At 60.8% G+C, this 24,009-nt stretch carries 28 protein-coding genes; 17 read left to right on the top strand and 11 right to left on the bottom strand.

The window, feature by feature from the left end; translation table 11 throughout:
• Positions 1-92: 92 nt before the first annotated feature.
• The 3 genes from C1X29_RS21005 to C1X29_RS20995 form a co-directional block, all read right to left on the bottom strand.
• Positions 93-722, bottom strand: a complete 630-nt coding sequence (locus tag C1X29_RS21005) for a LysE family translocator (RefSeq protein ID WP_007960020.1) — start codon at positions 720-722, stop codon at positions 93-95.
• A gap of 87 nt (positions 723-809) precedes the next feature.
• Entirely contained in the window at positions 810-2,159 is a 1,350-nt protein-coding gene (locus tag C1X29_RS21000; protein ID WP_007960018.1) for an NCS2 family permease, read from the bottom strand.
• A gap of 196 nt (positions 2,160-2,355) precedes the next feature.
• The gene (locus tag C1X29_RS20995) at positions 2,356-2,799 is read right to left on the bottom strand and encodes a MarR family winged helix-turn-helix transcriptional regulator (RefSeq protein ID WP_085748497.1); all 444 of its coding nucleotides are present in this window, start codon (positions 2,797-2,799) and stop codon (positions 2,356-2,358) included.
• A gap of 82 nt (positions 2,800-2,881) precedes the next feature.
• Between C1X29_RS20995 and C1X29_RS20990 the strand changes: the two genes are divergently transcribed.
• Positions 2,882-4,048: a PLP-dependent aminotransferase family protein gene (locus tag C1X29_RS20990; RefSeq protein WP_102718278.1), complete on the top strand. Its 1,167-nt coding sequence runs from the start codon at positions 2,882-2,884 to the stop codon at positions 4,046-4,048.
• A gap of 31 nt (positions 4,049-4,079) precedes the next feature.
• On the opposite strand, the gene C1X29_RS20985 is transcribed toward C1X29_RS20990, so the two are convergent.
• The 5 genes from C1X29_RS20985 to C1X29_RS20965 form a co-directional block, all read right to left on the bottom strand.
• On the bottom strand, positions 4,080-4,451 hold the full coding sequence (locus C1X29_RS20985) for a glutathione S-transferase N-terminal domain-containing protein (protein WP_102688276.1): 372 nt from the start codon (positions 4,449-4,451) through the stop codon (positions 4,080-4,082).
• Between the two features lie 102 nt (positions 4,452-4,553).
• Positions 4,554-5,099 (bottom strand): GTP cyclohydrolase I FolE, encoded by a 546-nt coding sequence (folE, locus tag C1X29_RS20980; RefSeq protein ID WP_003204506.1) that lies wholly within the window; start codon positions 5,097-5,099, stop codon positions 4,554-4,556.
• A gap of 77 nt (positions 5,100-5,176) precedes the next feature.
• Complete coding sequence (locus tag C1X29_RS20975; protein WP_102718277.1) at positions 5,177-5,734, bottom strand: Smr/MutS family protein; 558 nt, start codon at positions 5,732-5,734, stop codon at positions 5,177-5,179.
• Between the two features lie 73 nt (positions 5,735-5,807).
• Positions 5,808-6,128, bottom strand: coding sequence for a hypothetical protein (locus C1X29_RS20970; RefSeq protein WP_007960009.1), 321 nt, complete (start codon positions 6,126-6,128; stop codon positions 5,808-5,810).
• Between the two features lie 131 nt (positions 6,129-6,259).
• Positions 6,260-6,850, bottom strand: coding sequence for a cysteine hydrolase family protein (locus C1X29_RS20965; protein ID WP_011333204.1), 591 nt, complete (start codon positions 6,848-6,850; stop codon positions 6,260-6,262).
• Between the two features lie 239 nt (positions 6,851-7,089).
• Here C1X29_RS20965 and prmB point away from each other — a divergent pair, with 239 nt between their 5' ends.
• Positions 7,090-7,998, top strand: a complete 909-nt coding sequence (gene prmB, locus C1X29_RS20960; protein ID WP_007960007.1) for a 50S ribosomal protein L3 N(5)-glutamine methyltransferase — start codon at positions 7,090-7,092, stop codon at positions 7,996-7,998.
• Between the two features lie 108 nt (positions 7,999-8,106).
• Here the strand turns inward: prmB and C1X29_RS20955 are convergent, their stop codons facing one another.
• Together C1X29_RS20955 and C1X29_RS20950 are read right to left on the bottom strand one after the other, a co-directional pair.
• Positions 8,107-8,898 carry a hypothetical protein gene (locus C1X29_RS20955; protein WP_007960006.1) on the bottom strand — a complete coding sequence of 264 codons (792 nt, stop codon included), beginning with the start codon at positions 8,896-8,898 and terminating at the stop codon, positions 8,107-8,109.
• 96 nt (positions 8,899-8,994) lie between these two features.
• On the bottom strand, positions 8,995-9,948 hold the full coding sequence (locus C1X29_RS20950; protein ID WP_102688278.1) for an alpha/beta hydrolase: 954 nt from the start codon (positions 9,946-9,948) through the stop codon (positions 8,995-8,997).
• Between the two features lie 130 nt (positions 9,949-10,078).
• On the opposite strand from C1X29_RS20950, the gene aroC reads away from it, so the two are divergent.
• The 5 genes from aroC to mtnC all read left to right on the top strand — a co-directional run bounded on the left by aroC (position 10,079) and on the right by mtnC (position 14,295).
• Positions 10,079-11,170, top strand: a complete 1,092-nt coding sequence (aroC, locus tag C1X29_RS20945; protein WP_102718276.1) for a chorismate synthase — start codon at positions 10,079-10,081, stop codon at positions 11,168-11,170.
• 31 nt (positions 11,171-11,201) lie between these two features.
• On the top strand, positions 11,202-12,347 hold the full coding sequence (locus C1X29_RS20940) for an MFS transporter (protein ID WP_011333208.1): 1,146 nt from the start codon (positions 11,202-11,204) through the stop codon (positions 12,345-12,347).
• Positions 12,344-12,970, top strand: a complete 627-nt coding sequence (locus tag C1X29_RS20935) for a methylthioribulose 1-phosphate dehydratase (RefSeq protein ID WP_007959997.1) — start codon at positions 12,344-12,346, stop codon at positions 12,968-12,970. Before C1X29_RS20940 ends, C1X29_RS20935 begins: the two co-directional genes overlap by 4 nt.
• 91 nt (positions 12,971-13,061) lie before the next feature.
• Positions 13,062-13,607 carry an acireductone dioxygenase gene (locus tag C1X29_RS20930; RefSeq protein ID WP_039770173.1) on the top strand — a complete coding sequence of 182 codons (546 nt, stop codon included), beginning with the start codon at positions 13,062-13,064 and terminating at the stop codon, positions 13,605-13,607.
• Positions 13,608-13,611: 4 nt separating this feature from the next.
• A complete protein-coding gene (gene mtnC, locus C1X29_RS20925) occupies positions 13,612-14,295 on the top strand; it encodes an acireductone synthase (protein ID WP_102688279.1) in 684 nt (227 codons plus the stop codon).
• A gap of 78 nt (positions 14,296-14,373) precedes the next feature.
• On the opposite strand, the gene C1X29_RS20920 is transcribed toward mtnC, so the two are convergent.
• Entirely contained in the window at positions 14,374-14,652 is a 279-nt protein-coding gene (locus tag C1X29_RS20920) for a DUF3509 domain-containing protein (protein ID WP_039769924.1), read from the bottom strand.
• A gap of 390 nt (positions 14,653-15,042) precedes the next feature.
• Here C1X29_RS20920 and C1X29_RS20915 point away from each other — a divergent pair, with 390 nt between their 5' ends.
• From C1X29_RS20915 to C1X29_RS20870, 10 genes are all read left to right on the top strand, one after another.
• A complete protein-coding gene (locus tag C1X29_RS20915) occupies positions 15,043-16,881 on the top strand; it encodes a long-chain-acyl-CoA synthetase (RefSeq protein ID WP_102688280.1) in 1,839 nt (612 codons plus the stop codon).
• A gap of 97 nt (positions 16,882-16,978) precedes the next feature.
• Positions 16,979-17,497, top strand: coding sequence for an ankyrin repeat domain-containing protein (locus C1X29_RS20910; protein WP_011333214.1), 519 nt, complete (start codon positions 16,979-16,981; stop codon positions 17,495-17,497).
• A gap of 90 nt (positions 17,498-17,587) precedes the next feature.
• Positions 17,588-18,118, top strand: coding sequence for a hypothetical protein (locus C1X29_RS20905; RefSeq protein WP_011333215.1), 531 nt, complete (start codon positions 17,588-17,590; stop codon positions 18,116-18,118).
• A gap of 71 nt (positions 18,119-18,189) precedes the next feature.
• Positions 18,190-18,381: a PLDc N-terminal domain-containing protein gene (locus C1X29_RS20900; protein WP_007959984.1), complete on the top strand. Its 192-nt coding sequence runs from the start codon at positions 18,190-18,192 to the stop codon at positions 18,379-18,381.
• A 133-nt stretch (positions 18,382-18,514) separates the two neighbouring features.
• Positions 18,515-19,390, top strand: coding sequence for a polyamine aminopropyltransferase (gene speE / locus C1X29_RS20895; protein WP_007959983.1), 876 nt, complete (start codon positions 18,515-18,517; stop codon positions 19,388-19,390).
• Between the two features lie 156 nt (positions 19,391-19,546).
• Entirely contained in the window at positions 19,547-19,780 is a 234-nt protein-coding gene (locus tag C1X29_RS20890; protein WP_007959980.1) for a hypothetical protein, read from the top strand.
• Positions 19,781-19,990: 210 nt separating this feature from the next.
• Complete coding sequence (locus C1X29_RS20885) at positions 19,991-20,338, top strand: ribonuclease E inhibitor RraB (protein ID WP_007959978.1); 348 nt, start codon at positions 19,991-19,993, stop codon at positions 20,336-20,338.
• Between the two features lie 478 nt (positions 20,339-20,816).
• Positions 20,817-22,226 (top strand): circularly permuted type 2 ATP-grasp protein, encoded by a 1,410-nt coding sequence (locus tag C1X29_RS20880; protein ID WP_085748507.1) that lies wholly within the window; start codon positions 20,817-20,819, stop codon positions 22,224-22,226.
• Between the two features lie 12 nt (positions 22,227-22,238).
• A complete protein-coding gene (locus C1X29_RS20875) occupies positions 22,239-23,189 on the top strand; it encodes an alpha-E domain-containing protein (RefSeq protein WP_007959974.1) in 951 nt (316 codons plus the stop codon).
• A complete protein-coding gene (locus C1X29_RS20870; RefSeq protein ID WP_007959971.1) occupies positions 23,186-23,995 on the top strand; it encodes a transglutaminase family protein in 810 nt (269 codons plus the stop codon). Before C1X29_RS20875 ends, C1X29_RS20870 begins: the two co-directional genes overlap by 4 nt.
• Positions 23,996-24,009: the final 14 nt, after the last annotated feature.

Raw genomic sequence — 24,009 nt, 5'->3', positions numbered from 1 at the left:
GGAAGTTGCTGCCAGTTTCGATGCAGGACGTGAGTGTCGAAACTGGCAGTCAGATTCAAATCATCTGAGACTCAGAACATTGTCTGCAAGTATCAGTGCCCGCTGAGCAGCGATGCGGCACCGGCACCGCCGAACAATCCGGCGCTGATGCGGTTGAACCAGCTCTGGCCCTTGCCACTGCGCAGGTAACGCGCTGCACCATGGGCACCGAGGCCGTAGGTCAATTTGCACAGCAGATCGAGCAGCGTCCAGGTGGCGATCATCACCAGCAGTTGCGGCAGGAACGGTTGTTCGGCGCTGAGGAATTGCGGCAGAAACGCGGCGAAAAACAAAATGTCTTTCGGATTGCTGGCGCCAAGCACGAAGGCCCGGCTGAACAATGCGCGGAACTTAGGAACCGGTGCGGCCTGAGGCACTTCGGCCCCCACCGACGGCTGGCGCGATTGCTGCCAGCTCTGCCAGGCGAGGTAGAACAGGTAAATCGCGCCGACGATCTTCAGGGCGCTGAACAGTTTTTCGGACGCCAGCAGCAGGGCGCCCAGCCCCAGCGCCGAGGCACTGAGCAGGCAGATCGAGGCGAACACGCCACCGAGAAACGCCGGGTACGATCGACGCAGACCGTAATTCAGACTGTTGCTGATCATCAGCAACGACAGCGGCCCCGGAATCAGGATCACCACCAGCGCAGCGCCGCTGAACAGCAGCCAGGTTTCCAGACTCATCACTTGCTCCTTTTTATCGTTATCAAGAATGTGCAAAAGCCCCACCCGGTGGGGTGAGGCTGTTTTGAAGCTTGAACCGCGTAGCGCTTACAGGAAGATGAACTTGGCGATGAAGATCGCGCAGAGCACCCACAGGCTGACGGAGATCTCTTTGTATTTACCGGTGCCGGCCTTCAGCGCGACATAGGTAATGAAGCCCAGCGCGATACCGTCGGCGACCGAGAAGGTCAGCGGCATCATGATCGCGGTGACGATCGCCGGAATGCTGTCGGTCGCTTCGTCCCATTCGATGTGCGCCATGCCGCCCATCATCAGCATCGCTACGTAAATCAGCGCGCCGGCGGTGGCATAGGCGGGAATCATGCCGGCCAGCGGTGCAAAGAACATCGCGGCTATAAATAGCACACCCACGGTGACTGCGGTAAGACCAGTCCGACCACCAGCCGCTACACCGGCGGCACTTTCCACGTAACTGGTGACCGGCGGAACGCCGACCACTGCGCCGAAAACGCTGGAGGCGGAGTCGGCTTTCATGGCGCGGGACAGGTTTTCGATGCGGCCGTCAGCGTTCACCAGGTTGGCGCGCTGGGCGACGCCCATCAGGGTGCCGGCGGTGTCGAACATGTGCACGAAGAGGAAGGCCAGGACCACGCTGATCATGCTGACGTTGAAAACGCCGGCGACGTTCATGGCCATGAAGGTCGGCGCCAGGCTTGGCGGGGCGGACATGATGCCCTCGTAGTGCACCAGACCAATCCCCCAGCCAGCCAGGGTCACGGTGATGATGCTGATGAGGATCGCGCCGAACACTTTGTGATAGCTGAGGATCGCGATCATCAGGAAGCAGATGGCGGCAAGCAGCGGACCGGGTTCACGCAGCGAGCCAAGTTTGATCAGGGTGGCCGGGCTATCGACGACGATGCCGGCGGTTTTGAGGCCGATCAGCCCGAGGAACAGACCCACACCGGCGCCCATCGCATAGCGCAGGCTGACCGGAATGCTGTTGAGCAGCCATTCGCGAATCCGCGAAAAGGTCAGGATCATGAACAGCACGCCCGAGACGAACACCGCACCGAGCGCGGTTTCCCAGTTGTAGCCCATGGTGCCGACCACGGTGTAGGTGAAAAACGCGTTGAGGCCCATGCCCGGCGCCAGGCCTACCGGCCAGTTGGCGTAGAGGCCCATCAGCAGGCAGCCCAGCGCGGCGGCGATACAGGTGGCAACGAAGGCTGCACCGTGATCGATCCCGGCATCGGCCATGATGTTCGGGTTGACGAAAATGATGTAAGCCATGGTGATGAAGGTTGTCAGACCGGCAATCAGCTCGGTCTTCACCGTGGTGCCATGCAAGCTGAGTTTGAAGATGCGCTCCAGCAGGCCATTGCGTAACGGCGGCGAGAGTTCCAGCGTCGATGCTTCGGATTTGCGGCTTTCCACAGCGAGTACTCCTCAAGAGTTTTATTGTTATTTCCAGGACCGGACCCATGAGGGGTGGCAGCGGCCCTTTGAGGCATACGCGAATTTGTTGACCATGCGGTCAGGAACTCGCACGCTGTGGATTATGCTTTTGTGTACAAATAAAGCAAATATTGTTTTTGGTTTTGTAGACGAAAATACTGGCGATCAAGCTATATCACTCGTTCGGGCGATTGGCTCCCAGCGCCAGATTCACCGCCAGCCAGCCGTTGACCGCCGTTTCGCCGGCTTCGGCAAAGACGCGTTCAAGCAATTTCACCTGTTCCCGACGCAGAGCCTGTTCAAATTTCGCGCCTTCAGCAGTCAGCTCCAGCAGGCGTTTACGCTTGTCGGTCTCGGACGCCACGCTGTTCACCAGATGCATTTCCTGCAATTGCCGCAGCGGCATGTTCAGCGCCTGCTTGCTGACACCGAGCAGCGCGAGCAATTCCTTGACGCTCAGGTTCGGGTAACGGGCGATGAAAAACACGATGCGTTGATGCACGCGGGACAAGCCGCGACGCTCGAGCATTTCATCGGCCTTGGCGGTGAACGCCTGGTAACCGAAGAAAAACGCTTCCATGGCTTGTTGCTGGCTGGCGCAGTTTTTAAGGTCAAGCATATTGACGTTTCCAGAGAGGGTGTCGTAATTTCAGTCAACAAGTTTGACTCATTTTTCCCATGCCTCGCTAGCGGTGACTTCCATGGCTTTTTCCGAACGTGTCTCGCGCCTCAAAAGTTCTCTGATCCGTGAAATCCTTGCCGCGGCCCAGCGCCCGGAGGTCATGTCATTCGCCGGTGGTTTACCGGCCGAAGCGATGCTGCCGAAAGTTGAATGGGCTGAGATGCCGCTGTCTCTCGGCCAGTACGGCATGAGTGAAGGCGAGCCAGCACTGCGCGAAGCGCTGGCGGCAGAGGCGAGGGCGTTGGGTTTGCCGTGTGAGGCGAGTCAGGTGCTGGTGGTCAGTGGCTCCCAGCAAACCCTCGATCTGGCGGCCAAGCTTTACATCGACAAGGGCACCGAAATCCTGCTCGAAGCGCCGACCTATCTGGCGGCCTTGCAGATTTTCCAACTGTTCGGCGCCGATTGCCTGACCGTGCCGCTGGAGGCTGACGGTCCGAACCTTGCGCAATTGCGTCAGCGCCTGGAGCAGCATCGTCCGGCGTTCATCTATTTGATTCCGACCTTCCAGAACCCGTCCGCCGTGCGCTACAGCGAAGCCAAGCGCGAAGCCGTTGCTGCATTGCTCGACGAATTCGGCGTGACCCTGATCGAAGACGAGCCCTATCGCGAACTGACCTTCGACGGCGGCAGTGCCCAGCCGATTGCCGGACGCCTGAAGAAGTCCAGCTGGATCTACACCGGCACCGTGTCGAAAACCCTGCTGCCAGGTCTGCGCGTCGGCTATCTGATCGCCAGCCCGGATCTGTTTCCGCATCTGCTCAAGCTCAAACAATCGGCGGATCTGCACACCAACCGCATTGGTCAGTGGCAGGCGTTGCAGTGGATCGGCAGTGAGAAATATCAGCAGCACTTGAGTGAATTGCGTGGCTTCTACCGTCAGCGTCGCGATGCATTTCAATCAGCGCTGGAAACTCACTTCGGCGATCTGGCGGACTGGAACACACCCCAGGGCGGGCTGTTTTTCTGGCTGACCCTGAAGCAACCGCTGGACACCCGCACGTTGCTGAACACCGCGCTGGACAACGATGTGGCGTTCATGCCGGGCGAACCATTCTTCCCCGAGCCGGATCGCAATCCCGGTCATCTTCGCCTGAACTTCAGCCACATCGATCCGGCACGACTCGATGAAGGGCTCAAGCGTCTGGCGGCGGTGGTGCGCCAGGCACAGGCCGCGCAGGCAGCATGAAAAAACCGGCCTTCAGGCCGGTTTTTTTGATTCAGACCGCGGCGAACCGCTTGTTCAGATATTCGATGATCGTGTTGGACTCATACATCCAGGTGGTCTGGCCGTTCTCTTCGATGCGCAAGCACGGCACCTTGATCCTGCCGCCCTGTTCCAGCAGGGTCTGGCGATCCTGCTCGTTGTTTTTCGCATCCTTCAGGGCCACCGGAACGTTCAGGCGGCGCAGGCTGCGGCGGGTCTTCACGCAGAACGGGCAGGCGTGGAACTGATACAGGGTCAGGTCCTTTGCGGCGGCATCAACCTGAGCCTGGGCAGCGGCGGGGCGCTGCTTCTTGCCCGGGCGGGTGAGGAAATCAACGAAGATGATCAGTTGGCCGAGGCCGACACGAAGCGCTTTGACGAACACGTTACAAGCCTCACAGGGACATTGAAGAAGGCGCGCAGCTTACCCGATTTTTCACGGACGAAAAAAAACCGGCGATCAACGCCGGTTTTTTTGTGTCACGCATTACTTGATCAGGCTGAGAAACTCGCTGCGGGTCGCCGCGTTTTCACGGAACTCACCGAGCATCACCGAGGTGATCATCGACGAATTCTGTTTCTCGACACCGCGCATCATCATGCACATGTGCTTGGCCTCGATCACCACGGCCACGCCCAGCGCGCCGGTGACCTGCTGGACCGCATCGGCGATCTGGCGGCTGAGGTTTTCCTGGATCTGCAGGCGGCGGGCGTACATGTCGACGATCCGCGCGACCTTCGACAGGCCCAGCACTTTGCCGCTCGGGATGTACGCGACGTGGGCCTTGCCGATGAACGGCAGCAGGTGGTGTTCGCACAACGAGTAGAGCTCGATGTCCTTGACCAGCACCATTTCGCTGTTGTCGGAGCTGAACAGGGCACCGTTGGTGACCTCTTCGAGCGTCTGTTCATAACCGCGGCAGAGGTACTGCATGGCTTTGGCGGCACGCTTTGGCGTGTCGAGCAGGCCCTCGCGGGAGACGTCCTCGCCCAATTGGCCGAGAATCGCGGTGTAATTCTGTTCCAGGGACATGAAACTACCTGTGGGGATTTTCGCAAAGGGCAAGGGTACGGTGGCGGACACGACCCTGCAAGTTCGGTGTGACGGGATTATTCGTCGCGGCCTTCCATCATGGTGCGTTTGAGCATCACATACACGGCGCCGGCACCGCCATGTTTCGCCTGGCACGAGCAGAAACCGAGTACTTGCGCATGCTGGCGCAGCCAGGTGTTGACGTGGCTTTTGATCATCGGCCGCTTGCCGTCCAGACGCACGGCCTTGCCGTGGGTGACGCGCACGCAGCGGATTTCGAATCTGGTCGCTTCGGCGAGAAAGGCCCAAAGGGTTTCGCGGGCTTTTTCCACGCTCATGCCGTGCAGGTCGAGGCTGCCTTCGAACGGAATCTGCCCGATCTTGAGCTTGCGCATCTGGCTTTCCTGCACCCCGTCGCGAGCCCACATCAGCTCGTCTTCAGGACCGACGTCGATCACGAACTGATCGGACAGGCCGTCAACGGTAGTGGTGTCGGTGCGCACGGTGGCGGAATGGCGCAGCTTGGCGATTCGGTCACGGTCAGCCTTGGGTTTGCCGGTGTCGGCGCGGTCGTGCTTGATCGGCTTGACGCCTTGGATCGCACTTTTGAACAGGGAAAAATCGTCGTCTTGCATGTCAGCCTCCGCGAAGGGCGGCCAGTTTACCCAAACAGACACAAAACGGCCCGGCAAAAAGCCAGGCCATCGATCAATCGTGTTTTTTCATCAGATGCGGGGACATGTTCAATTCCCGCGATTGCCGTGCGCGACGCCGGCAACGACGCCACAGGGCCACACCGAAATACAGGAACAGCAGGCCGACCGCGAGAATGATCGCCGAGCCGAGCGGTGTTGCATTCAGATCGCCGAGCGCCGGCGGGCGCCCCAGCAGGCTGGCGGCCCCGGCCATCGCCAGCAGCACGCCGAACGTGGCCAGAATGGCCGCGATCGCCGCGCCGAATCGAAATCGCCAGTTGCTTTGGCCTTTGGGCCGCAAGCGGCGTGCGTCAAATCCATCGGATAACTTCATTCCGACCTTCCTCAATGGGTATCGGCCCTTCGACCGGGAGTTGACCGGGTTGTTCCTGAGGCTAGGGTAATTGAAGCAAATGCGAGGTTTTTGCAGATGAGCGGCGGGCTGAACCGCTCATTTACGGTCGATCAGATCAGGTCCTGAGTCAGCGCGAGGGTGGCGAAGTTGTCGGCCATGATCGCCATTTCCGCTTCCTGCACCTGTTCGGCGCTGAGTACGCGGCCCTTGAACGGCAGATCGCGGGTGGCGCAGGCGTCTTCGACCAGGGTGCAGCGGAAACCCAGGTTCTTCGCTGCACGCACGGTGGTGCTGACGCTGGAGTGGCTCATGAAACCGCAGACGATCAGGTCCAGCGAACCGATGGTTTGCAGACGATCGTAGAGTTCGGTGCCGTGAAAGGCGCTCGGCAGCAGTTTGCCGATGATGGTTTCATCGCCCTGGGGTTCCAGGCCGGGGATGAACTCGCCGCGTTCGCCCTGCGGGTCGAACAGACCGCCGACGGTGCCGAGGTGGCGCACATGCACGATCGGTCGGCCGGCTGCGCGGGCGGCGGCAACCAGTTGTTTGATGTTCGCGACAGCCGCGTCCATACCGCTCAGGGCCAGCGGGCCGCTGAGGTACTCTTTCTGGGCATCGATGATGACCACGGTGGCATGGCTCAACGTGGCCGCTGCGTAACCGCGACCGCTGAGTTGAAACATCGTTTTTGGAACGGACATTCTGGGGCTCCTTCGGGTGGGGCTTTTGCGACATTGTCCTCTGGCTGAGCGGTTCTGTGAATCGCTACCATCGTAGACACCGTCGTTGCTGGCCTGCAGCCTTGTCAAGTTACACGATCTGTTCAATAGCCGAGGGGAAAATCGGAAGCGTCCTACCGTCGCCCCGGAATCTTTCCTGCGTCGTCGCGGCGCGTTTTGGCTGCTAGAATCGCCAGTCGTTTTTTCTGGAGTTCTGCCCCGTGATCACTTCCCGACTTCGTACCCTGCGCGACCACATCCGTTGGGCCGTCAGCCGCTTCCATGGGGAGGATCTGTTTTTCGGCCATGGCACCGACAATGCCTGGGACGAAGCCCGGCAGCTAGTGCTCGGTGCCTTGCACCTGCCATGGGAAATCGCTGACAGCTATCTGGATTGCGCGCTGGAAGACGACGAACTGGTCAATCTTCAACGCCTGCTCAAGCGCCGCATCGAAGAACGCATTCCGACCGCTTACCTGCTGGGCGAAGCCTGGTTCTGCGGCATGTCGTTCATCGTCGATGAGCGCGTGCTGATCCCGCGTTCGCCGATTGGCGAGCTGATCGAAAACCGTTTTGCCCCATGGATCGGTGACGAACCTGCGCGCATTCTCGACCTGTGCACCGGCTCCGGCTGCATCGGCATCGCCTGCGCCTACGAGTTCCAGAACGCCGAAGTGGTGCTGGCGGATCTGTCGTTCGAAGCGCTGGAAGTGGCGAACCAGAACATCGAGCGTCATGGCGTCGATGAGCGTGTGTTCACTGTGCAGGGCGATGGTTTTGATGGTCTGCCGGGTCAACGTTTCGACCTGATCGTGTCGAACCCGCCCTACGTCGATGCGGAAGATTTCGCCGACATGCCGGACGAATACCAGCACGAGCCGGAACTGGGCCTGGCCTGCGGCGATGACGGTTTGAATCTGGTGCGCCGGATGCTCGCCGAAGCGGCGGATCATCTGACAGAGAAGGGTTTGCTGATTGTCGAGGTGGGCAACAGCCAGGTCCACGTCGAGGCGCTGTACCCGGAAGTCGATTTTGCCTGGCTGGAGTTCGAGCGCGGCGGGCATGGCGTGTTCATGCTGACCGCCGAACAGTGCCGCGCCCATCAGGCACTGTTCGCCTCCCGCGTCTGACTGACGTCGATCGTTCCCACGTCGAGGCGTCGAACCGTCTGCGTGGGAATGCAGCCCGGGACGCTCCGCGTCCCATCCGAGTCAAACGCGGAGTGTGGGAAAGATCAGTCAGCGGTGCGTTGCAATCCAGATCAGCAACCCGGCCTGAAACACCGCAAACGCCACCAGGCAAGTAATGGTGAAACGCAAACCGGCGTCTTCACGCTTGAACTTGCTGACCTTGTCTTCCTGCTTCTTCAGCTTCACTTCCTGCTCGGCCAGATTCTGCTCAGCCTGCTGCAACATCTGCGCGGCTTCAAGAATTTCGACGATCTGCAGCTTTTCGCTGTTCCAGTCGCCCAGCAAATCGCCGACCTGCACTTCCTTGACGCTGCCCTTCAAATGCTGGGCGTCGGCGTAAACCACATCAAAGCCGTGCACTCGCAGAAAGTGATCGCGGCGCAGGCGAGTGTCTTCGTTCAGCGCGTCCTTGTTGTTCAAGTCCATGCCGTCGACGGTGTAGGTGGGCCAGCGCTTTTTCGCCCAGTTGATGCCCTGGGCAGCCATGAAACGGCCGATGCCACGGTTCATCGGTTCGATCTGCAAACCGCTGTCCGGACCGAAGTGCACGCGTTTGGTCGTGTGATCGACCCACACGTCCAGATGATTCTGTTCTTTACGCACGCGCTGAGCGGGCAACTTGATCGCCATGCGCATCAGGCTGTGTTCTTTGCCGTTGCGCTCGGCGTAACCGAATTCAACGAAGCGCAGCGGCCGCCCGCCGGTGTTGCGGTCGGTCTGCAACGGCGCCAGGCGGAGCATCTTGTGGTGCTCGACGTGGACATCCGCCCATGGCAGCTCGACCGCTGGCGGTGCGTCTTTTTCAGCGGTGGTGTCGGGTGAAGTCTGGGTATCAGTCATAACGGCGAGATCCTGTCCAAGCTGCTTGCCGCCAGCCAGTACGCTGGCGACAAAGGCTTATCGGCCGTTTTTCAAAGTCCTAGAGGGTAAAAGAGCTTAACGGGTGCGAAGTCCGTCAATAAATTCAAGAACGCGTGTCCCCAGTTCAGCCGCCAGGGGCAAATTCGGGTCCTTGTAGGAGGCCAGTTGCCGCTTCACGTCGTTGGGCACGATGCGCAACACGTGGTTCATGCCTTCGATCAGCGCCAGTTGCGCGTCCGGTTTGGCGGCCTTGAGCAATTTCGCATCATCGACCTGAACCTGAATGTCGTTGCTGCCTTGCACGATCAGCGCCGGCATTTTCAGCTGGGCGAAGGCCGCCGCCGGATCCTGACGGAACAGCGAAATCAGGTACGGCTGCACACTCGGACGGAAGATCACCTGCAACGGCGCCGGCACATTGTCGTCGGTGCGCCCGGCCTTGAGGCTGTCGAGCAGTTCGTTGCTGCGCAGCATCAGCGGGGGAGGGAGGCTGCGGGCCAGTTGCCGACGCAGCACCTGATCGATCGGTCGGGCCGTGCCGGAGAGCGAGATGACCGCCGCCGCGTCGACCTTTGGCGCCGCCAGGCTGGCAATCAGCGCGCCTTCGCTGTGGCCGAGCAGGATCAACGGGCCGAAGCGCGGATCGGCTTTCAGCTTCTGGCCCCAGGCCACGGCGTCCGCCACGTAGGCTTCCACCGACAGGTTTCGCTCGTCCGGAGTTGCCGCCAGGCTGGCCGCCACCCCGCGCTTGTCGAAACGCACACTGGCGACGTTGTGTTTGGCCAGCACCCAGGCCAGTCGCTTTAGGCTGTCATTGCGCCCGCCATCGGGGTTGTTTCCGTCACGATCGGTAGGACCCGAGCCGGAAAGGATCAGGACAACCGGCACGGGGCTGTCGGATTTCGGCAGCAACAGCGAGCCGAAAAGTTCGCCATTGTCGGTAGTCAACGTGACCGGTCGTTGCAGGACAGTTGCCTGGACGAAGCCGGTAAACAGGGAAAGGCTCAAGATCAAAACTCGCAGCATCATCACGCCATCATTTGCCAAGGTGCCGGTTGGACTCACCCACACCGCTAAGGTTCGAGGATGAACTACTCGGTTAGCCTGCGTATACTGGCGCGCATCACGAATTTGGGTTCGATTTCACGGAGCGTCCTGCATGTCCGGCAATACCTACGGCAAGCTGTTCACTGTCACCACCGCGGGCGAAAGCCATGGTCCGGCGTTGGTCGCCATTGTCGACGGCTGCCCGCCGGGCCTGGAGATTTCCCTTGAGGACCTGCAACGCGACCTCGATCGTCGCAAGCCGGGCACCAGCCGCCACACCACCCAGCGCCAGGAAGCCGACGAAGTCGAAATCCTTTCCGGCGTGTTCGAGGGCCGCACCACCGGCTGCTCCATCGGCCTGCTGATCCGCAACACCGACCAGAAGTCCAAGGACTACTCGGCGATCAAGGATCTGTTTCGCCCGGCCCACGCCGACTACACCTACCACCACAAATACGGCGAGCGCGATTATCGCGGCGGCGGTCGCAGCTCGGCGCGGGAAACCGCCATGCGCGTCGCGGCCGGCGCCATCGCCAAGAAATACCTGGCCAGCCAGGGCATCGTCATTCGCGGCTACATGAGCCAGCTCGGCCCGATCGAAATCCCGTTCAAGACCTGGGAATCGGTCGAGCAGAACGCCTTCTTCAGCCCGGACCCGGACAAGGTGCCGGAGCTGGAAGCCTATATGGACCAGCTGCGTCGCGATCAGGATTCCGTCGGGGCGAAGATCACCGTGGTTGCCGAAGGCGTGATGCCGGGCCTGGGCGAGCCGATCTTCGACCGTCTCGACGCCGAACTGGCCCACGCGCTGATGAGCATCAACGCGGTCAAAGGCGTGGAAATCGGCGCCGGTTTCGCCTGCGTTGCCCAGCGCGGCACCGAACACCGTGACGAGTTGACGCCGGAAGGTTTCCTCAGCAACAACGCCGGCGGCATTCTCGGCGGGATCTCTTCGGGTCAGCCGATCGTCGCGCACCTGGCGTTGAAGCCGACCTCGAGCATCACCACCCCGGGCCGTTCGATCGACATCGACGGCAACCCGGTCGAAGTGATCACCAAGGGCCGTCACGACCCATGCGTCGGTATCCGCGCCACGCCGATTGCCGAGGCGATGATGGCCATCGTGCTGATGGATCACCTGCTGCGTCACCGTGGCCAGAACGCCGATGTGCGCGTGAGCACCCCGGTGCTGGGTCAGCTTTGATGGGTGATCTCAAAGCCGCCGCGGTCTGACCGTGGCGGCGCTCCCGTACTGGCGGCTGTCCAGTTTCTATCTGTTCTATTTCGCCTTGCTCGGTTCGACGGCGCCGTTTCTGGCGCTGTACTTCGATCACCTCGGATTCAGCGCCGCGCGCATCGGCGAGCTGGTGGCGATCCCGATGCTGATGCGCTGCGTGGCGCCGAACATCTGGGGCTGGCTCGGCGATTACACCGGCAGGCGCCTGGCCATCGTGCGCTTCGGCGCGGTGTGTACGCTGCTGACGTTCTCATTGATTTTCGTCAGCAAGACCTACGCCTGGCTGGCGATGGTCATGGCCTTGCACGCCTTCTTCTGGCACGCGGTGCTGCCGCAGTTCGAAGTCATCACCCTCGCGCATTTGCAGGGCCAGACCTCCCGCTACAGTCAGATCCGCCTCTGGGGCTCGATCGGTTTCATCATCACCGTGGTCGCCCTCGGTCGCCTGTTCGAATGGCTCAGCCTCGACATCTACCCGGCGGCGCTGGTGTTGATCATGGCCGGCATCGTGCTCAGCAGTCTGTGGGTGCCGAACGCTCAGCCGCCTCAGGGCAACCGGCCGACAGGCGAGGGCTTTCTCAAGCAATTGCGCAATCCCGGGGTGCTGGCGTTTTACGGTTGCGTGGCGCTGATGCAGATGAGCCACGGGCCGTATTACACGTTTTTGACCCTGCACCTCGAACGACTGGGCTACAGCCGTGGCGTGATCGGCATGCTCTGGGCGGTCGGCGTGGTGGCGGAAGTGCTGATGTTCATGGCCATGAGCCGGATCCTCGCGCGTTTTTCCCTGCGGCGGGTGCTGATGGCGAGTTTTCTGCTGGCGGCGTTGCGCTGGTTGCTGCTAGGTTCGTTCGCCGAGTTCCTCTGGGTCTTGCTGTTTGCCCAGGTGCTGCACGCGGCGACCTTCGGCAGCTTTCATGCGGCTGCCATCGCGTTCGTGCAACGTAGCTTCGGCGCGCGCCAGCAGGGACAGGGCCAGGCGCTGTATGCAGCGCTGGCCGGCACCGGCGGTGCGCTCGGCGCCTTGTATTCCGGTTACAGCTGGAATGCCCTCGGCGCGACATTGACCTTTAGTATTGCCAGTCTCGCAGCGCTCGCCGCTGCCGTTATCATTGCCATTCGAATGCAAGAGGACAGGCCATGAGCCTTACCCGTGAACAGCTTGCCCAGCAAATTGTCGACGCCGGGCGTTTTCTTTATGGTCGCGGCTGGTCGCCGGCCACCAGCAGCAATTACTCGACGCGTCTGTCGCCGAGCGAAGCGCTGCTGACCGTGTCCGGCAAGCACAAGGGCCAGTTGGGCCTGGACGACGTGCTCGCCACCGACCTGTCCGGCAACAGTCTTGAGCCCGGCAAAAAGCCGTCCGCCGAAACCTTGTTGCATACCCAGCTCTACAGCTGGCGCCCGGAGATCGGCGCGGTGTTGCACACTCACTCGGTGAACGCCACGGTGCTGTCGCGACTGACGCCGCAAGACTTCATCGAGTTCGAAGACTACGAACTGCAAAAAGCTTTCAGCGGCATCTCGACCCACGAATCCCGGGTGCGCGTGCCGATCTTCGACAACGATCAGGACATTGCGCGCCTCGCCGCCAAGGTGCAGCCTTGGCTCGACGCCCATCCCGATTGCGTCGGTTATCTGATTCGCGGCCACGGCCTCTACACCTGGGGCGCGCAGATGAGCGACGCGTTGCGTCAGATCGAGGCCTTTGAATTCCTGTTTGAATGCGAGTTGAAGACCCGCAGCGTCATGAACCGCCAAGGCTGACTTCACCAGAACCAGCCCCTTTGCCTGATGAATGCAGTGCCCGACCGGTCTCGAAGAACCGGACGGCAAGGCCGATACCGAGGAATGCCCCATGAGCAGCCTGTCCGTCTATCACGTTTCCAGCCCCGAGATTCCGAACAAGGTGCTGACCCATTTCGAAGACATCGCTTCGACCCTGGCCGAGCAGGGCGTGCGCTTCGACCGCTGGCAAGCCGCCGCAAAGATCCAGCCCGGCGCGAGCCAGGAAGAAGTGATCGGTGCCTATAAAGAGCAGATCGACAAACTGATGACCGAGCGCGGTTACATTACGGTCGATGTGATCAGCCTCAACAGTGACCATCCGCAAAAAGCCGAATTGCGCGCCAAGTTCCTCGAAGAACATCGCCATGGTGAAGACGAAGTGCGTTTCTTCGTCGCCGGTCGTGGCCTGTTTACCTTGCACATCGACGATTACGTCTACGCCGTACTGTGCGAGAAGAACGACCTGATTTCGGTGCCGGCCGGCACCAAACACTGGTTCGACATGGGCGAGAATCCGCACTTTGTGGCGATCCGCCTGTTCAACAACCCTGAAGGCTGGGTCGCCAACTTCACCGGCGAAGACATCGCCGGCCGCTTCCCGCGTCTGGAGGACTGAGCCGATGTCGATCAAGGTCATTCTCACCGACATCGAAGGCACCACCAGCGCAGTGAGTTTTGTGTTCGACGTGCTGTTCCCGTATGCGGCGAAGCACCTGCCAGACTTCGTTCGCCAGAACGCCCAGCGTGCCGACGTTGCCGAGCAACTGGACGCCGTGCGCCGCGACAGCAACGAACCGCAGGCTGATGTCGAGCGAGTCGTGGAAATTCTGCTGGCCTGGATCGCCGAAGACCGCAAGGCCACGCCGCTGAAAGCGTTGCAGGGCATGGTCTGGGAGCAGGGTTATCAGGCCGGGCAGTTGAAAGGCCATGTTTACCCGGACGCCGTTGAAGCGCTCCAGCGCTGGCATCAGGCCGGTCATCAACTGTTTGTGTATTCGTCCGGTTCGATTCAGGCGCAAAAGCTGATTTTCGGCTGCTCGGAAGCAGGGGATCTGACGCCGCTGTTCAGTGGCTACTTCGACACGACGTCGGGCCCCAAGCGCGAGGCGCAGTCGTACAGCAATATCCAGCAGGCCATCGGTGTCGAACCGCAGGAAATCCTGTTCCTCTCGGACATCGTCCAGGAGCTCGACGCCGCCCAGTCAGCCGGCTTGCAAACCTGCGGCCTGGCCCGTGAAGGCGGGGAACTGGCAGGGCATGTGACCGTCGACAGCTTCACCGGGATTGAGCCGGAAGCGTTCTGAGTTCACACAATCGACGCGCAAAAAAAACAGGCCGTGAAGCGAAAGCTCCACGGCCTGTCTGTTTATACGGTGTTCGAATTACATCGAGTGATAGGTCGGCAGGGCAAAACGCTGCTGGCTTTGCAGCATGCCGATCTGTGGCAGCTCGCTGGCCTGTTCCGCCAGATCACGACGGATCGCGCTGATCGCCCACGACAGTTGATCACCGGTATGCAGTTGCTGATACGTGAGCGCACGCTTGAACACTTTGCCGTCGGCACTCTTCAGCGTCAGCAGGATCCCGCCATCGGGACGGGGCTGGGTGGTGACGGCGAAGTTGGAAAACAGGGAGGTAAATTTTTCTTGGATCAGGTTCATGTCTTTCAGCTCCGTATGCACTTGAATGGCAAGCATGTATAGGGAGTTGCAGCGATTGTGCCAGTATTTGAGTTTTTAAAAATCCTTATAAATCAGTAATTTATAAAATCTGATGGTTTTGGCTGTCGTGCAATCTGCATGAATGGCCATCGTGCATCCTGCATTTTGCGGGATCATTGTCGATTCGATTGAACCAATACCCTTGGCTGTAATCATGTGGCGTTTAGTAGTGCCGGGACGGATACAAAACATTGCAAAAACCGCGTGTACAGCCCGCGAAGCCCTGACGTATTTTCGGCCTCGACCCTCGCTCGAGAAGCGCCGGTTGTCTCACCCGATTGCCCGACAATAAAAATCCGGCCTGCACGTCAAGGTCGAACGGGAGCTGCCATGCACCAAGCGCCGAGCGACACGATTACCTGGGGCATGATGCTCCGCAAACTGCCGATGATTGCCAAAGCCATTCCACGGGTGGTGAAAGGCATGAAGGTGGCCAACGTCACGGATCCGACCCAAACCTGTGGCCTGGGCTGGACATTCGAGCAAGCGACCCTGCGCAATCCCGAGGGCCCCGCGCTGCTGTCGGGCGAGGTGGTGCTGAGTTATTCACAGGTCAACCAGTGGGCCAACCGCATCGCCCACTATCTGATCGGGCAGGGCATCGGCAAGGGCGATGTGGTGGCGGTGTTCATCGAGAACCGTCCGGAACTGCTGGTGACGATTCTGGCGCTGGCCAAAGTCGGCGCCGTCAGCGCGCTGCTCAATACCTCGCAGACCCGCGATACGCTGATCCACAGCATCAATCTGGTGACCCCGGCGGCGATTGTTGTCGGTGATGAGTTGCTGCCGGCATTTGCGGCGGTACGCGAGCAAGTAGCGATCCCGGCAGCGCGCGCCTGGTTCGTCGCCGATCAGGATACCTTCAGCCATCCGGGCATCGCGCCCGAGGGCTACATCAACCTGATCAGCGCCAGTGCCGACGCCTCGGGCGACAACCCGGCCAGCAGCCGGCAGATTTTCTTCGACGACCCGTGCTTCTACATCTACACCTCCGGCACCACCGGTTTGCCCAAGGCCGGGGTGTTCAAGCACGGCCGCTGGATGCGCAGTTCGGCGAGCTTCGGCATGATCGCCCTCGACATGCGCCCGGACGACATCGTCTATTGCACCTTGCCGCTGTACCACGCCACCGGGCTTTGCGTGTGCTGGGGTTCGGCGGTCAATGGCGCGTCGGGTTTCGCGATTCGCCGCAAGTTCAGCGCCCGGCAGTTCTGGAGCGATGTGCGTCGCTATCGCGCAACCACCATCGGTTACGTCGGCGAGTTGTGCCGGTATCTGGTGGATCAGCCGCTCAGTGCCGACGACAGTCGTCATGATGTGCGAAAGATGATCGGCAACGGCCTGCGGCCCGGTGCGTGGGCCGAGTTCAAGACCCGCTTCGGCGTGGATCACATCTGCGAGCTGTACGCCGCCAGCGACGGCAATATCGGCTTCACCAACATCCTCAATTTCGACAACACCATCGGTTTCTCGCTGATGGCCTGGGAGTTGGTGGCCTACGACCAGGGCAGCGGCGAGCCGATTCGCGGTGACGACGGGTTCATGCGCAAGGTCGACCGGGGTGAGCGGGGGCTGTTGCTGGCGCGGATCGACGATAAGGCGCCGCTGGACGGCTACACCGATCCGCAGAAAACCGCCAAGGTCGTTCTGCAGGACGTGTTCACCAAGGGCGACCGCTTCTTCAACACCGGCGATCTGCTGCGCAACATCGGTTTCGGCCACGCACAGTTTGTCGACCGCCTCGGCGACACCTACCGCTGGAAGGGCGAAAACGTCTCGACCACCGAGGTCGAGAACCTGCTGCTCCAACATCCGCACATTTCCGAAGCCGTGGCCTATGGCGTGGAAATCCCCAACACCAACGGTCGCGCCGGGATGGCGGCGATCACCCCGGCCGAGTCTTTGGCGACCCTGGATTTCGCCGAACTGCTGGCCTTCACCCGCGAACGCCTGCCGGCCTACGCGGTGCCGCTGTTCCTGCGGGTCAAGGTGAAAATGGAAACCACCGGCACCTTCAAATACCAGAAGACCCGCCTGAAAAACGAAGGTTTCGACCCCGGCCAGACGGGGGATGACCCGATTTATGCCTGGCTGCCGGGAACCGAAACCTACGTGCAGGTGACGAATGAAATCCTTGTCGACATCCGGGCAGGCAAGTATCGCTATTGATATTGGCTATCGGTCATCTTGGAAAAAAGGGGATGACAGCTATCGCCGCGCTCGGGAAACTGTCGGCTTTCCGAACGACCGAAAGTGGAGTTGCCCCATGTCCGACCAAAGCCGCCAGATGACCCCCGAGGAAGCAGCCGAATTCACTGAACAGGTGTTCAACAAGGCGCGCGAGGGCGACGCGGTGATGCTCGATCGCCTGATCACTGCCGGTCTGCCGGTGAACCTGACCAACAGCAAGGGCGACACCCTGCTAATGCTTGCCAGCTACTACGGGCATGTGGATGCGGTGCAAGTGTTGCTCAAGCACAAGGCCGACCCGGAACAACGCAACGGCAACGGCCAGAGCCCGATTGCCGGCGCGGCGTTCAAGGGTGATCTGGCCGTAGTCAAGGCTTTGGTCGAGGGCGGTGCGCAGATTGAGGGCGCATCCTTCGATGGCCGCACGGCGCTGATGATGGCGGCGATGTTCAACCGGGTTGAAATCGTCGATTACCTGATCGACCAGGGCGCCGATCCGAAAGCCAAGGATGCCAATGGCATCACCGCGCTGGACGCGGCCCGCACCATGGGCGCCGTGGACACCACCGCGCAGCTGGAAAAACTGCTGGGCTGAGGCCGCTGGCCGGAACCCGATCTGTGGCGAAGGCGAGAATGCGCTATCCTTCGCGCCCTCAAAATTCCCTTCGCCACAGGATCCGCCCCCATGAAAGCCGCACTCGCCGAACTCATCAGCAAAATCAGCTCCGGCTGCATGGGCGAAGACGAGATCCTGAAAGTCGCGGATGAAGCGGCGCAGGCTTACGCCGATGCCGACGCATTTCTGACCGCCAACCCGGACATCAACTACGACGATACTTTCCCGATTCCGCTGGGCGAATGGGTGGTGGTCGGCAGCCTGCCGGAGACCGTACTGTTTCAGGCGGACACCTACGTTGACCTGTTCGCACAGATCGTGGCTTCGTTCGGCCCGGGCGTCGAGTTCAACCTCAAGCCCAAGCAACTGGCCAAGACCGAGGCGCTGACCGCGCTCAACCGCATCCAGGTGCAGATGAGCAGCCTGAACAAGGAAAACGGTGGTTACACGCTGATGAACTTCAGCCAGCTGCTCGACGACGAGCTGCAAGTGGTGCTGGTCTACGGCAACGACGTGCCGCGCGTACTGGAACTGTGCGCCGAAGTCGGCATTGCCGCCGCGCCGTCGCTGGAAGCCCTGAAGGTCGCCGTTCACGTCTGAACGCAATAAAAGGGAACCCTGAGCGCGACCGTCTATCCTAAAAGTGCATGCCACTATTCTGGAGCGACACCATGGGTTCCACGTTCAACGGCCTGGTCGGCCTGATCATTCTTGCGCTCGACATCTGGGCGATCATCAATGTGCTGAAAAGCGGCGCCGAGACCGGGATGAAAATCCTCTGGGTGCTGTTGATCATCCTCCTGCCGGTGCTGGGCCTGATCATCTGGGCGATTGCCGGGCCGCGGGGCAATGTGCGGATCTGACCGTTCGCACCGTGATTGGGTCGGACCGATGAACTGAGGTTCGACCTGTCATCTTCGGCAACGTAGAATGCGCGCCTTTCCCGGGCAATCGAACCTGACGATTGGCGCCCGCGCATTCATCGGAGCACTCACCATGACCGTCACCAAGACCAGCGAATACCTGGAAACCCTCTACGAAGGCTACGGCCAGCGTTTTCGCATGGAAAAACTGCTGCACGAAGTGCGCACCGAACACCAGCACCTGGTGATCTTCCAGAACCCGCGCATGGGCCGGGTGATGGCGCTGGACGGCGTGATCCAGACCACCGAAGCCGATGAATTCATCTACCACGAAATGCTCACCCACGTGCCGATCCTCGCCCACGGCACCGCCAAGCGCGTGCTGATCATCGGCGGCGGCGACGGCGGCATGCTGCGCGAAGTGACCAAACACGCCAGCGTCGAGCACATCACCATGGTCGAGATCGACGGCACCGTGGTCGACATGTGCAAGGAATTCCTGCCGAACCACTCCAAGGGCGCCTACGACGATCCACGCCTGAACCTGGTAATCGACGACGGCATGCGTTTCGTCGCCACCACCACCGAAAAGTTCGACGTGATCATTTCCGACTCCACCGACCCGATCGGCCCGGGCGAAGTGCTGTTCTCGGAAAACTTCTACCAGGCCTGCCACCGCTGCCTGAACGAGGGCGGCATCCTCGTGACCCAGAACGGCACGCCGTTCATGCAGATCGAAGAAGTGAAAACCACCGCCGGCCGCCTGCGCAGCCTGTTCCCGGACTGGCACTTCTATCAGGCGGCCGTGCCGACCTATATCGGCGGTTCGATGACCTTCGCCTGGGGTTCGACCAACCCTGCGTACCGCAAGCTGAGCCGCGAAGTGCTGCAACAGCGTTTCATCGGCAGCGGCATCGTCACCCGCTACTACAACCCGGAAATCCACATCGGCGCCTTCGCCTTGCCGCAATACGTGCTGCAGGCAGTGAACAAGCCAAGCAACGACTGATCGATCACGGGTCAGAAAAAGCCGAGGCCGGTGTGCGAAAACACGCCGGCCTCGGCTTTTTTCATGTTGCATCGGTGTAAACCTTTTGAACGATCAATCCTGACAAAAGTCGAGATAGGTGTAAGCCCATTTGCGGGTTTGATCGAGGAGGCTCCGATGTCAAAGTGGAAAGTCACCTTTGTGGACGATCATGGTGAAACGATCGACGAAGTCTTCGAGTGCGAGGAATGCCCCAGCCATGAACGGGCAGCTCGCCTCATCAAGGAGCGGTTGTTGCCGGTCGCCGCCGAGCTTGACCTGAACGATCTGGAAGGGCGCACCGCCGATGCCGGCGTGAAAAGCCTGAAAACCCAGAACAGCATCGAAATCCGCAGCATCACCCCAATCTGAATCTTCATTTTCTTCATGTACCAGGCCTTGGCAGCGGCTCTATCTTGGGGCTACTCTGCAAGCGAGATCAGCGAACGGATCGCTAAGGTCTGGTCTTGTCAGCTACATGCTTGTTTCCCGCCGGCAACGCGGTTGCCGTAAGCACCCGGGCCCGTTGGGCCAGTGCAGGGAATACGGAAAGTCTATCCATCTATGCGAGGGGGACGATTCATGAGCACAGCCTATCAAGAAGACATCAGCAGCAGTGTGCTGCGCCGCATGAAAGAAGGCGGTTTCGATTTTTCCCGATTCCATCCCATCGAGTTCTACGCCATTTTCCCGGACGAGGAGCGGGCGCGCAGGGCGGCAGGCAAATTTCGCGGTGAATCCATCAATGCCCAGGTCAGTGCGCGCGACGACGGCGCATGGTCTCTGGAATTGAGCAAGGTGATGTACGCAACCTACGACGACATTGGCGATTTCGAGCAGGGCTTTTCGGCGGTGGTCGAGCCCTTGGGCGGCATCATCGAAGGCTGGGGCGTGAAACAGGAGATCCGCAACCGGCACCGTTTGAACTGATCACTCTCGCAACACGTCGAGCTACGGCTGACCTTCGGGTCGGCCGTTGTCGTTTCTGCCCCCCTGAACACCCCATGGCAAAACCCTGAAACAAGAAACCGGCGCAAAAAAAAGCCACCTGAAAAGGTGGCTGAAAGGGAAGACCGGAAGGAGAGGAAACCGCTCAGGGTTACGGCCGGGATGGCTGCCGAGGCAAGCCGGATCAGTGGGGCTGCGTACTTCGTCAGCGACGTTTTTGCAGCGGATGCGCGGATTATCCGCAGCCGGCACCGAGCAGTGAAATCAACTCTGACTATGCTGGTGATAGGCGACGGGACTGCGTCGCAATGAAGCGGGGGCGATCAGGTTGGGGCATTTGCCGCACAGGAATGGTGCGGTGCGTGTGGCGTGAATATCCAACCGATTGAAATCAAAGCGTTTATGCCGATGGCACGGGCCTTGCGAAGGCCTGTATGTCCGGGGTGACAAGGAGTACGGCATGATCCGCACCTATTTTGATGAAATGTACGATGCCGGCGGCCAGATCCGTCCGCATTACCGGGAGTTTGCCCGCTGGCTGGCCGAAACGCCTGACGAACTGCTGGCCCAGCGGCGGCGCGAGGCCGATCTGCTGTTCCATCGTGCCGGGATCACTTTCACGCTCTACGGGGACGAGCAAGGGACAGAACGCCTGATTCCCTTCGACACCATTCCGCGCAGCATTCCCGCCAGCGAGTGGCGGATCGTCGAGCGCGGCTGCATTCAGCGGGTCAAGGCATTGAACATGTTCCTCGCCGACCTTTACCACGAGCAGCGCATCATCAAGGCCGGGATCATTCCCGCCGAACAGGTGCTGGCCAACGAGCAATATCAGTTGGCGATGCAGGGACTGGATCTGCACCGCGATATCTATTCGCACATCTCCGGCGTCGATCTGGTGCGCGACGGCGACGGCACGTACTACGTGCTCGAGGACAACCTGCGCACGCCGAGCGGCGTGAGCTACATGCTCGAAGACCGCAAGATGATGATGCGCCTGTTCCCGGAACTGTTCGCGGCCCAGCGCATCGCCCCGATCGACCATTACCCGAATCTGCTGCTCGACACCCTGAAAAGCTCAAGCCCGATCGACGACCCGAGTGTGGTGGTGCTGACACCGGGACGCTTCAACAGCGCGTTTTTCGAGCATGCGTTCCTGGCCCGGGAAATGGGCGTGGAGCTGGTGGAGGGTGCGGACTTGTTCGTGCGCGACGACAAAGTCTTCATGCGCACCACCGACGGCCCGAAAGCCGTGGACGTGATCTACCGCCGGCTCGACGACGCGTTCCTCGATCCGCTGGCGTTCCGCCCGGATTCGATGCTCGGCGTGCCGGGGCTGCTGTCGTCCTATCGCTCGGGCAACGTGGTGCTGGCCAATGCCATCGGCACCGGCGTGGCGGACGACAAATCGGTGTACCCGTTTGTCACCGAGATGATCCGTTTCTACCTCGACGAAGAACCGATCCTGAAGAATGTGCCGACCTGGCAATGCCGCAATCCGTCTGAACTTTCCCATGTACTGGCCAATCTTCCGGAACTGGTGGTCAAGGAAACCCAGGGCTCCGGCGGTTACGGAATGCTTGTGGGGCCGGCGGCGACGACCGCGGAAATCGATGCGTTCCGCGAGCGGATCAAGGCCAAGCCCCACGCGTACATCGCGCAACCGACGCTGTCGCTGTCGACCTGTCCGACCTTTGTCGAAAACGGCATTGCGCCGCGCCATATCGACCTGCGTCCGTTCGTATTGTCCGGCCGCGAAACCCGGGTCGTGCCCGGCGGTTTGACCCGTGTCGCCCTGCGTGAAGGCTCTCTGGTGGTGAACTCATCCCAGGGCGGCGGAACCAAGGACACCTGGGTGGTCGAGGATTGAAGGAAGCCTGCCATGTTAAGTAGAACTGCCTCGGATCTGTACTGGATGTCGCGTTACCTGGAGCGGGCGGAAAACCTCGCACGGATGCTCGATGTCAGCTATTCGCTGTCGCTGATGCCGCAGGACGGCCGTGGCGACGGCCTGCACGAACTGGCGATGCCTCTGCTGATCACCGGCACGCTGGACGATTACCTGGAACGTCACGGAGAGCTGCATGCCGAGCGCTTGCTGCACTTCTTCGCCCTCGACGCGGCGAATCCGGCGAGCATCTACAGCTGCCTCGGCGCGGCGCGAGCCAGCGCCCATGCGGTGCGCGGGCGAATCACTGCCGACATGTGGGAGAACATCAACGCCACCTGGCTGGAGATCCGTGGGATCGCCAATCAGGGCCTCAGCCGCTACGGCATGAGCCGTTTCTGCGAGTGGATCAAGGAACGTTCGCACCTGTTTCGGGGCGCGTCCTACGGCACCATCATGCGCAACGACGCGTTTCGTTTCATTCGCCTGGGTACGTTCATCGAGCGGGCGGACAACACGTTGCGCCTGCTCGATGCCCGCTACGAAATGGCCGGCGATCAGGCCGAAGCGGTCAGCGACGGCACGGCCCACGCCTATTACCAGTGGAGTGCGCTGTTGCGGGCGCTGTCGTCGTTCGAGGCGTACACCGAGATCTATCGCGATGCGCCCGGCGCCCGGCATGTGGCCGAGCTGCTGTTGTTGCGCGCCGACGTGCCGCGTTCGCTGCGGGCCTGCACGGAAGAGATCGACCAGATTCTCGCGCAACTGCCGGGGGCCAACGGTCGTCCCGCGCAACGGCTGGCGGCGGAAATGGACGCGCGTCTGCGCTACACCGGTATTCAAGAAATCCTTGAGGAAGGGCTGCACGCCTGGCTCACCGAATTCATCCCGCTGGTGCGCCAGTTGGGCAACGCCATTCACAGTTCCTACCTGGAGGCCGCATGAGACTTTCCATCAGCCACGAGACCACCTATCACTACGAAGATCAGGTACGCGCGAGCATCCAGTACCTGCGCCTGACGCCCCACGACAGCGAGCGTCAGCACGTGCTGAGCTGGCAGCTCGACCTGCCGCGCCCGGTGCGCGCCCAGCTCGATCCGTTCGGCAACATTCTGCACGTCCTGACCATGGACGAGCCTCACGAAGCGATCATCATCGGCGCCCGGGGGCAGGTCGATATCGACGAGTTGCGAGAAGCCGAGCACGAGAGTCAGTCGGCGCTGCCGTTCCTGCGTTTCACCCGGCTGACCGAGGCTGATGAGGCGCTGCGCGCGTTTGCCGAAAAATCCTGCAAGCAACGACGTGACCGCAATGCACTGATCGACCTGATGCATGGCCTGAACCAGCACATGACCTACAAGCCGGGCGCCACCGAAGTCGATACCAGTGCCGCCGAGGCGTTTGCCGGCCGGGCGGGTGTTTGCCAGGATCACGCCCACGCGTTTCTCGCCTGCGCGCGCAGCCTCGGAGTGCCGTCACGTTATGTGTCGGGCTATCTGTACAGCGAGGATTGCGAGCATCTGGCCAGTCACGCCTGGGCCGAAGCCTGGATCGATGACGCCTGGTACAGCTTTGACGTGACCAATGAACTGGCGCGGCCGGAGCGGCACCTGAAACTGGCGGTGGGTCTGGATTATCTGGATGCCTGCCCGGTGCGCGGCATGCGCCGGGGCGGCGGCTCAGAGCAGATGCACGCGAAAGTGCTGGTGTCGCCGACACCAGCGCCAATCATCTCGGTGCAGCAGCAGTAAGCGGCGTAATTGGA

Origin of the sequence: Pseudomonas sp. GW456-12-10-14-LB2, assembly GCF_002884345.1 — a bacterium.
GTDB classification, from domain to species: Bacteria; Pseudomonadota; Gammaproteobacteria; order Pseudomonadales; family Pseudomonadaceae; genus Aquipseudomonas; species Aquipseudomonas paraglycinae.
The sequence above is the reverse complement of the archived record's forward strand: the minus strand, read 5'-3'. Positions and strand labels throughout refer to the sequence as shown.